Here is a 9,960-nt window from a genome sequence, read left to right on the forward strand (position 1 = left end):
GACTATGTTGTATCGCTCGACGGACCGCCTCTGTCGTCGTGGCGCTCCCATGAAGAACCTGGCCCATAGCGCATCCTTTGATTCGGAAGATAAGGATGCCCCATCAAAGCCTGGGATCAAACATCTAGTACATCCGTAGTCGGACGTCCTCGGCGGCGATCAAGTAGCTCCCTTTGTACAGCGCTATCATGTCGGCGCCATGACATGATCCGGGCTTGAAAGCAGAAATGAGACCTTCCCGGGCCAGCGATGTTCGCGCGCCAATCCGGGAATACCAGCAGAGTTGACGCGAGTGTTTCAGCGCAGCCTGAGAATGTCGCAGGATGCGCCGAGCGGCGCTTCCGCAGCGTGCGGCCGGCGCACGATCAGGCAGTCGGACTGCGCGAAGACCTTCATCATCGACGAGTCCTGCCGCGAGAACGGATGCGCGACGAGGCTCCCGTCTGCGTCTCTGGTAAGACGCGCACGCACGTAGTCCTGTCTGACGTCGTTGGCTGGCAGCGGGCTCGCAAGTCGTGCGGTCGTCATACGCTCGCGGGCGGGCAGTCGCGCGAGCTTGCGTGTCAGTGGCTCCAGGAACAGCAGCGCGCAAACGAGGCTCGAGACCGGGTTACCGGGGAGGCCGAGCACGGTCGTATCGCCGAGCTTGCCCACCATCAGCGGCTTTCCCGGGCGCATGGCTATGCGCCAGAAGTCGAGCGTCATGCCGCAGGAAAGCAAAGTTGCCTGAACCAGGTCATGGTCGCCGACCGAGGCGCCGCCAAGCGTGACAAGCACATCGACATCGGCCGCCTGGGCCCGCGCGACCTGGTCCGCGATCGCCTTTTGGTCGTCGGCGACGATACCGAGATCGATGACCTCCGCGCCGTTGTCGCGCGCGATGGCGCCGACACCGAAGCTGTTGGAGGCGATGATCTGGTCGGCGCCCGGCTTGCTGCTGGGAGGCAGCAGTTCGTCGCCGGTGGCGAGGATCGCGATTTTCGGGCGCTTGAAAACGGGCAGTCGCGCGTGATTCATGCCGGCGGCGAGCGTCAATCGTCCGGCATCGAGCAATTCGCCCGCTGAGAGCGCGGCTTCGCCAAAGGCGAAATCCTGCCCGGACAAGCGGATATGGCGCCCTTTACCGGGAACGAACTTGGTTCGGATCCGGTCTTCCGGCAGCCGCTCGGTATCCTCCTGGATGATCACCGTATCCGCGCCGGCGGGCAGGGGCGCTCCGGTGAAGATGCGCACGGCCTGTCCAGGCCCCACCTCTCCCTTGAAGCCATGGCCGGCAGCCGATTGGCCGATCACGGCAAGCTCGGCGCCAACGGTCTCGATGTCCTGGTGGCGGACGGCATAGCCGTCCATCGCCGAATTGTCGAAGGCCGGATGCGTGACGAGCGCCGGGACATCCTCGGCAAGGACGCGGCCGACAGCGTCGTGAAGACCGACATGTTCGGTCCGTGGTCTCAGGGTGGCGCTGCCCAGAATACGGTCGAGCGCATCTTCGACGGATAGCAGCGACATGATCTCATTTCCCTTCGCGTCGAAAGTCGCCGGACCGGCCGCCAGATTTGCTGACGACCTGGATCCCGCCGATTTCCATCTCGCGGTCGGCGGCCTTCGCCATGTCGTAGATGGTGAGGCACGCAACGCTCACGGCCGTCAGTGCCTCCATCTCGACGCCCGTGCGGCCGGTGAGCTTGGCAAGCGCCTCGACCCGCAGGCCGGGAAGCGCTGGGTCGGGTGTGATGTCGACGGCTACCTTCGTCAGCATCAACGGATGGCATAGCGGGATGAGAGTAGCGGTCTGCTTGGCGGCCATGATGCCCGCAAGCCGCGCCGTGCCGATGACGTCGCCCTTCTTGGCGTCTCCTTCGAGGATGAGCGTCAGCGTTTCCGGCTTCATCCGGACGTGGCCTTCGGCGACCGCAACGCGCACCGTCTCGGCCTTGTCGCCGACATCCACCATGTTCGCTTCGCCGCTGCCACTAAGATGCGTGAGCGTCGGCTTACCCATTACTCGGCCGCCAGTGTGTTTGCGGTACCGGTCAGCAGGCTGCGTGTCGCCGCTTCGACGTCACTCTTGCGCATCAGGCTTTCGCCGACGAGGAAGGTGGTGATGCCGCTTTTTTCCAGCCGCTGGCAATCCTCGTGGGTGAAGATGCCGCTTTCGCCGACCAGCAGACGGTCGGAAGGCACCATGCCTGCAAGCTGCTCTGAAACGGCGAGATCGACTTCGAACGTCCTCAAATTGCGGTTGTTGATGCCGACGAGCGGGGAGGCGAGCTTGAGAGCACGTTCCATTTCTTCGGCGTCATGCACCTCGATGAGCACGTCCATGCCGAGTTCGAACGCCGCTTCTTCGAGGCGGCGAGCGTCGTCGTCGCTGAGCGAAGCCATGATCAGCAGGATGCAGTCGGCGCCCCAAGCCCGCGCCTCGAACACCTGGTAGGTGTCGAACATGAAGTCCTTGCGCAGTGCGGGCAGGGCGCAGGCCGCGCGTGCCGCTTCAAGGAAAGCGGGCGCGCCTTGAAAGCTCGGTGCATCCGTGAGTACCGAGAGGCAGGCGGCACCGCCAGCTTCGTAAGCCCTGGCAAGGGCTGGCGGGTCGAAGTCCGGGCGAATGAGCCCCTTCGACGGGCTTGCCTTCTTGATCTCCGCGATCAGCCCGAATGTGCCGGCGGCCTTGCGCGCGGCGAGCTCGGCTCGAAAGCCGCGCGGCGCGGACTGCTCGGTGATACGCGCCTTGAGCTCGGAAAGCGGCGCCTGCGATTTCGCGGCCGCGATCTCGTCGCGCTTGTAGGCTTCGATCTTGCGCAGGATATCCGTCATCGTTGCCGATCCTTTCTCAGGCCGCGTTCGAAACGCTGATCAGGCGCTGCAGCGCCATCTTGGCACCGCCGCTCGAAAGCGACTGGCGGGCGAGCGCCATGCCTTCGCCGAGGTCCTTCGCTCGTCCGGCTATCATCAGCGATGCTGCCGCATTGGCAAGGGAAATGTCCCGGTAGGGGTTCTCGGCACCATCGAGCACCGCCTGGAGTGCCACCGCATTATACGCTCCGTCGCCGCCCTTCAACGCATCGAGCGTCACCGTCTGAAGGCCGAAATCGGCCGGCGTCAGCGTAAAGGTCGAAATCTTGCCGTTCTCGAGAGCCGCGACCTCAGTCGTGCCGGTCGTGGTGATCTCGTCGAGGCCTTCCCCATGAACGACCCAGACATTTTCGGAACCGAGATCGCGCAGCACCTCAGCAAGCGGCTGCACCCACTGCGGCGCGTAGACGCCGACGAGCTGCCGCTTGACGCCGGCCGGATTGGAGAGCGGACCGAGCAGGTTGAAGATCGTCCGCGTTCCGAGCTCCACCCGCGTCGGGCCGACATGGCGCATCGCCGAATGATGCTGCTGCGCGAACATGAAGCCGACGCCCGCCTCTCGGATGCATTGCGAGATGGCTGCGGGACCGATGTCGAGCTTGACGCCGAGGCACGAGAGCGCATCCGCCGTGCCCGACTTCGAGCTCAGCGCGCGGTTGCCGTGCTTGGCGACCGGGACGCCCGCGCCTGCCACGATGAGCGAAGCGAGCGTCGAGATATTGTAGGTGCCGGCGCCGTCACCGCCGGTTCCGACGATATCGACGGCATTGGCCGGGGCATCGACCGGCAGCATGCGGGCACGCATGGCGCCGACCGCGCCGACGATCTCATCGACCGTTTCGCCCCGCACACGCAGCGCCATCAGGAAGCCACCGATCTGCGATGGCGTTGCGGCCCCCGACATGATGATTTCGAAGGCGGCACGGGCGTCTTCACGGTTCAGCGCCTCGCGGGCGGCGACCTTGGCGACGAATGGCTTGAGATCACTCATCGGTTGTTTCCTCGAAGCCTATCGTTGTGCAACTGCGGTTTCGGCGAGCGTCTGGTTGATCGAAACGCCGTAGGCGGCCTGCAGCGTGGCGACCATCTGATCCAGAATATCTTCGCCGCTGACGCGGGCCATGGCCTCGATCTGGCGGCTATCGTCCTGCAGAGCGTCGGTGGGGCCACCGTTCTCGACTGCCGTCACCTGCATGAGCACCTGTCCCTCGCCACCGATGCCGGCAGCGTTGGTTACAAAGCCGTTCGGACCGGAGAACGCGGCTGCGACAGCCGCCGGGCTCAGGGCCGCGTCCGAAGTGGCGCGCGTCAGACCGGACTTCGTTTCGACGGCGAGACCGAGTTCATTGGCGATGTCGGCGAGCTTTGCACCCTGCTCGACACGCTGCTTCAACTCACCAGCCTTCTTGGCAAGGGCCGCACGCTGCTGTTCCGCCATCCAATCGGCGCCGATCTCATCGCGAGCCTCGTCCAGCGTGCGATCGCGCGCGGGGGTAACTTCATCGAGGTCGAACCAGACATAACCGTCGCGGCCGACATTGACCGGCAGAGTTTCCCCTCCGACATCCGCCTTGAAGACTTCCTGAAGAAGGGCAGCCTGCTCCGGCAGGCCGGCAACGGCGTCGCCGTTCTTGTCCTTGCCGGTTGCATCGATGGCATCGATGGTCGCCAGCTTCAGCTTGAGCTGGTCGGCGACCTCCTTGATCGGAGCGCCGGAAGCGCGCTCGTCCTCGATCTTGTCGTGGAGGCGCATGACCTCTTCGCTCGCTGCCGAAAGGGCGATGTCCTTGCGCAGTTCTTCCTTGACGTCGTCGAAGCTGCGTACCGCTTCCGGACGGATGTTCGTCACGCGCAGAATGACCGGGCCGAAGGCGCCGTCGACAACCGGAGATACGCCACCGTCGGCAGCAACCGCGAAGGCCGCTTCGGCGATCTTGGCGTCAGGCACGCGATCTTTGGTGAATTCGCCGAGAAGCACGTCCGCCGAGGTCTTGCCTTCAGCCTTCACCAGATCATCGAAGCTCGTGCCGGAGGAGAGCTTGGCCGCTGCAGCGTCAGCCGCTTCACGTGACGGGAAGGTGAGCTGCTCGATGGTCCGCGTCGCGGCGGTGCGGAAGCTCTCCTTGCGCCGGTCATATTCGGTTCGCATCTCTTCATCCGTCACGGCTGCCGTGTCTGCGACGTCGATCGGCTCGAGCTTTACATAGCTGAACTTGCGGTATTCGGGGGCGCGGTAGTTTGCCTTGCGGGTATCGTACCAGGGCGCCAGCACGTCGTCGCCCGGCACCTTCACCGGGTCGATATTGGCGTTCGAGAGCAGCAGATAGTCGACGGTCCGCTTTTCGTGGCGGTAGGCGCCGATCGCATCCGTGAGAACCTTGGGAGCGGCATAACCGTCCGAGAGCGCATCGACGATCTGCGAACGGATCGCGGTCTGGCTCTGGCTGTTGATGTAATCCTGTTCGCGCAGGCCCGCATTGCGCAGCACGCTCGAGAACGTCAGCCGGTCGAATTGGCCATTGACGCTGTGGAATGCCGGATCGTCGGCGATCAGCTTGGCCAACCGGTCCTGCGACAGGCCGAGGTTCATGTCGTCTGCAAGCTGGTCGAGAGCCGCACCGGCAACGACTTGCGAATAGACCCGCTGTTCGATGCCGAAGGCGCGTGCCTGTTGCGGCGTCAGGCGGGTGCCGAGCTGGCGGGAGGCCTGAGCCAGCATGGTTTCATAGGCGAGCCGGAACTCCGGCGCCTTGACCTTGACGTCGCCGACAACCACCACCGCGTCCGACTGGCTCGTCATCGTCAGAGATGAGCCGCCCCACACCATGAACGACAGAACGAGAATGACTAGCAGGCCTTTGACTACCCAGGTCTGGGCGGCAGTTCTCAGGGATTCGAGCATGGGGGCAGAAACCTCGTTGCAATGCGGCGGCCATGGGCCAAACGAATTCGTTCCTTAAAACAAACGAAACAGGAAATGAAGGGTCGTTTGCCGCAAATTGCGCGCACTCACGGGGATCGTTGGCCAATCGCGATCGCCCGGCTTTCAATGCTTGTCACTGCCGCGTTGCCGCGGGCGCGGAAGGTCCCACGAAGGAGCTGCAAACCCATCGGGCGCGCGCGGCACAACCCATGTCGGATTCATTAGCCGGCAATCGAAAATTATATGTCAGATTGAGTCGAATACGCGTTGGAACTGTGGTTCTGTTGCAAGGGTAAGGGGCGATTCTGAAGTCCCCGCGGGAAGGCATGCAATGCAGTCGACAATCGTGATGGTCAATCTTTTCGGGGCGGTCGCACTGCTCCTCTTCGGCCTGTCGCTCGTCAAGGATGGCGTGACGCGCGCCTTCGGTGCGCGATTGCGCGCCGGTCTCGCGCAGGGGACCAATGGGCCCGTCCGCTCTTTCGCGACGGGACTGGTCGCGACGCTTGCCTTGCAGAGTTCGACGGCCACTGCCTTGATGACCGCTTCCTTCGTGGAGAAGGGGTTGGTGCGCTCGCGCATGGCCCAGATCGTGCTCCTCGGCGCCAATGTCGGCACGGCCATGACCGCCTGGATCGTCGCGACCGGCATCGAATGGCTGTCGCCGCTCGTGATCCTCTTGGGCGTCGTTCTGCACCGTGCCAGCCGCTCGAACGCCCGCCAAGGTCTCGGGGCCGCGTTCGTCGGCATCGGCCTCATGCTCCTGTCGTTGCACCTGCTGGGTTCCGCGACCGAGCCGATGCGCGATTCTCCGGCGCTGGCGGCGTTCCTTGGCATGCTCGACAGCGCCTGGCCTGTCGCCCTCCTCATATCCGCCGGGCTGGCTTTCGCTTCGTCCTCCAGTCTGGCGGTCGTCATGCTGGTCCTGTCTCTCTCGTCCGCGGGCATTCTGACCGTGGGATTGACGGTGGCGCTCGTGCTTGGTGCGAATCTCGGGGGCGCGATCCCGCCGGTCATGGCGACCTTGGCCTCCGCGCCATCGGCGCGCCGAGTCACCCTCGGCAATCTCGTCATTCGCGCAGCCGGCTGTTTGGTCGCACTGCCGCTGACGAGCTTGAGTGTAGAATTCCTGCAGAGCCTGCCGCTGCCGCGACAGAACCTGCCTGTCGATATCCACCTTGCCTTCAATCTCGCTGTCGCGATCCTCGCCTGGCCTTTTTCCGGCCTGCTGTCGCAACTGATGGTCCGTTTCATTCCCGATGCGGAGACGGAAGAGAGCGGACCGCGCTATCTCGATGAAAGTGCCTTGCATACGCCGGTCATGGCGCTCTCCGGAGCGACCCGCGAGGTTCTGCGCGTGGGCGATCTGGTCGAGAGGATGTTAATGCGCGCGGCCACCGCCTTCGAAAACAACGATCTCTCCGAAATTCGCGACATCGCCAAGTTCGAGAAGCAGGTGGACCAGCTGCAACAGGAAGTGAAGATCTTTCTGTCGCGCTTGGGACGTGATGGCTTGAGCCAGGAGGACGGTCGGCGCTCGATCGTCATCATCGACTACGCCATCAACCTCGAGCATATGGGCGACATCATCGAGAAGGGGCTTTGCGAGGAGATCGTCAAAAAGGTCGACAACGGTCTGAAGTTCTCGGAGGAGGGCTATCAGGAGCTGAAAAGCCTGTTCAATCTTACAATCGACAATCTTCGCGTTGCCCAATCCATCTTCGTCAGCCGCAATGCCGATCTCGCCCGGCAGCTCATTGAGGTGAAGGTGAGCGTTCGCCACATGGAGAAGCGTTCGGCCGAGCGGCATATCGAGCGTTTGCGAGACGGGCTGGTCCAGAGCCTTCAGACGAGCTCGCTGCATCTCGACATGCTGCGCGATCTCAAGCGCGTCAACGCGCATATTGCGTCCGTCGCCTATCCGATCCTGGAGGAGAGCGGGCTTCTGACCGAGAGCCGGCTGCGCCCCGAGGCCTAGAGCGCCGCGCGTTCATCTGCACGCACTAAGGTCGCTCGCTTCAGCTAAAATCTGCATGTGCTTTACGATTCTGTGACCTAGTCGTCGGTTATCAAGAGCTGCTCGCGGCTGATGCTGTGGCCTTTAGCTCTTTGCGGATAAAGGCGTCAAAGCATCTTGTCAGCGTCACGCGCTCATGGCCGGGCTCGAGGCTCGGCTGATAAAGCGAAAGCAGCCTCCGATTGACGTTGGTGACCGGACAGGTCGGCACGAGCGCGACGTCGACCGAACGGAGGGCGGCGCGGACATTCTCATCCGGCGGAGGGACGGCGCGGAACGGATCTGCACCGATCGCGACGTGTTTGGGGGCGCTGCGATCCATCAGCCACGGGAACGGATTGGTAAAATCGATGTTGAGGATCGTTTCGAAACGCACGCCATTTGCCGCCTCATAGGCGCGCATCGCATCGATGGCTTCATCGACATTTGTCAGCCAGCCGGCTTGGAAGTCGAAATCGCTATAGAGCAGGAACGACGGTAGCTCGCCGGCATTTGCAAAGGCATCGAAGGCGGGGCGATGGGCCGTATAGATATCGCGCAGGCGTTCGGCGCGCAGCGCCAGAATGGGTCGGAGATTGACGGCGCCCATTGTTTTGAGGTTCCTGCTTTCGAGCGGCACATTGTTGATGGCCCCGATCCACGCGCGAGCGCTTTTTTGCAGGACGGCGGTGGCTGGTGGGAGGGTGGCCGCCAGGGCGAGTATCGCTATTGCGATCGCACGCGGCTGAGGCGTGGCACCGGTGACCTCGTCGGCAACGATTTTCAGCAGCAAAGGCAGCAGAAAGATGAAGGCCTGGCTGCCGGTGTTCTGGCTCTCGAAGAGAATACCGGCAAGGACGAAGGCGGCCAGCCAGACGAACGGTTGGTCGAAGACCTTCGCGAGTGCCGATAGGGAGGGGTGCCCGCCAAGCTGTCGCAGGGATTGTGCAAAGGATGAAAGGTGCGCCGCGAAAAGCGCCAAGCCAAGCAGCCCGGCCGGAATCAGCAGACCGGCATTGAGCGACGCCGCCTGCAGAAGGCGTGGCAACAAGCTGTCGTCATTGACGGCCAGCAGTGCCAGGATGTCGTTGAGATAGGCCGATACGGCGCTCACGGAAATCTCGGCCACGGCGAGCACGGCGAAGAACAGCGATGCTGCGGCCAGCGCCGACTTGAAGGGGATGCGGCCTGCGGCAAAAGCCATCAGGCAAAGAACAGTGCCGGCGACAGCGCCGGTGATCTTCACGAAGAAGAGAGCGACCATCGCCGCGGCAACGACGAATGCAAGGATACGACGGTCGCGAACATGAACCAACGCTGCAGCGAGCACATAAAGGAGCTGGCAGACCTGGCGATTGTAGATGCCGAAGCCGTCTGAGCCGGGATAGGGGTAGAAATCGCCGGTGTTGAACGGCAATACCGAGAACCACAGGAACGGCAGCAGGATCGCATAGGCAAGCAGCGCCGAGCGCTTTTGCACGTCGAAGACGACGAGCGCCATCACCGGCCCGGTGACGAGCAGCAGACACCAGCTCGCGAGCAGCAATGGATGGCCGTTGGGGAAGATGACCTGCAGGCCAGCGAAAAGGTAATAGCCGAGTGCGCCGACGGGCGTGAAGAAATCGACCGAAGGGATTTGCCCGTCACGAATTCGGTTTGCAGCATCGAGATAGAGATAATGGTCCCAGAACATCGGGCCGATCGGCTGCGGGATCGTCACGCAAAGCAGCAGCGCGAGCACACCAAAGGCGAGGGCGAGCAGGAAAAGCGGTGAGCGGACGAAGGTGAGTGCCGCACCTGGCTGTTGCGCCTCCAGATCGAGTTCGGTGCGGCTATGCATTGCGGTCTCGTCTCCCCCTGGGGAGCGATGCACGCTGCATGCTGGTACAAGCTCCCCGCCTTCTTATGCCATCATCCGGTTTTAAGCCGGTTAATGCGACGTGATTGCGAGAATTATGCTTCTCGCAATATCTTGACGATACCACAGCGCCGAATCGTGCGTGATTTTGTACTTGAGCCGGTTTCGATTTAAGAAATTGTGCGGGAGGCATCAGCCTCGGAAAGACCAAGGAGAGCATTGTATGGAACGGACGTGCCTGGCCATCATTCTGGCTGCGGGCGAAAGCACGCGGATGAAATCGTCCATGTCGAAGGTGCTGCATCCGGTCGCTGGCCGGCCGATGAT

General features: G+C 62.8%; 8 protein-coding genes. 2 read left to right on the forward strand and 6 right to left on the reverse strand.

Annotated elements, in window-relative coordinates; translation table 11 throughout:
• Positions 1-297: 297 nt before the first annotated feature.
• Genes ACQ5BM_RS34405 through ACQ5BM_RS34425 form a run of 5 tightly spaced genes read right to left on the reverse strand, consistent with a single transcriptional unit; the run spans position 298 to position 5,758 of the window.
• Positions 298-1,509, reverse strand: a complete 1,212-nt coding sequence (locus ACQ5BM_RS34405) for a molybdopterin molybdotransferase MoeA (RefSeq protein ID WP_429820799.1) — start codon at positions 1,507-1,509, stop codon at positions 298-300.
• A 4-nt stretch (positions 1,510-1,513) separates the two neighbouring features.
• Positions 1,514-2,002 (reverse strand): cyclic pyranopterin monophosphate synthase MoaC, encoded by a 489-nt coding sequence (gene moaC, locus ACQ5BM_RS34410; RefSeq protein WP_429820801.1) that lies wholly within the window; start codon positions 2,000-2,002, stop codon positions 1,514-1,516.
• On the reverse strand, positions 2,002-2,817 hold the full coding sequence (gene trpC / locus ACQ5BM_RS34415; protein ID WP_429820803.1) for an indole-3-glycerol phosphate synthase TrpC: 816 nt from the start codon (positions 2,815-2,817) through the stop codon (positions 2,002-2,004). Before trpC ends, moaC begins: the two co-directional genes overlap by 1 nt.
• A gap of 16 nt (positions 2,818-2,833) precedes the next feature.
• Positions 2,834-3,847, reverse strand: coding sequence for an anthranilate phosphoribosyltransferase (gene trpD, locus ACQ5BM_RS34420; protein ID WP_429820805.1), 1,014 nt, complete (start codon positions 3,845-3,847; stop codon positions 2,834-2,836).
• Positions 3,848-3,865: 18 nt separating this feature from the next.
• Positions 3,866-5,758 carry a SurA N-terminal domain-containing protein gene (locus ACQ5BM_RS34425; RefSeq protein WP_429820807.1) on the reverse strand — a complete coding sequence of 631 codons (1,893 nt, stop codon included), beginning with the start codon at positions 5,756-5,758 and terminating at the stop codon, positions 3,866-3,868.
• A gap of 352 nt (positions 5,759-6,110) precedes the next feature.
• On the opposite strand from ACQ5BM_RS34425, the gene ACQ5BM_RS34430 reads away from it, so the two are divergent.
• Positions 6,111-7,757: a Na/Pi cotransporter family protein gene (locus tag ACQ5BM_RS34430; RefSeq protein WP_429820809.1), complete on the forward strand. Its 1,647-nt coding sequence runs from the start codon at positions 6,111-6,113 to the stop codon at positions 7,755-7,757.
• Between the two features lie 91 nt (positions 7,758-7,848).
• Here ACQ5BM_RS34430 and ACQ5BM_RS34435 read toward each other — a convergent pair whose 3' ends face one another.
• The gene (locus tag ACQ5BM_RS34435) at positions 7,849-9,615 is read right to left on the reverse strand and encodes a hypothetical protein (protein ID WP_429820811.1); all 1,767 of its coding nucleotides are present in this window, start codon (positions 9,613-9,615) and stop codon (positions 7,849-7,851) included.
• A 241-nt stretch (positions 9,616-9,856) separates the two neighbouring features.
• Here ACQ5BM_RS34435 and ACQ5BM_RS34440 point away from each other — a divergent pair.
• The coding region (locus ACQ5BM_RS34440) for an NTP transferase domain-containing protein (RefSeq protein ID WP_429810505.1) at positions 9,857-9,960 on the forward strand (104 nt) is incomplete at its 3' end.

The organism is Ensifer sp. B1-9 (assembly GCF_050474445.1).
Classification (GTDB): domain Bacteria; phylum Pseudomonadota; class Alphaproteobacteria; order Rhizobiales; family Rhizobiaceae; genus Ensifer.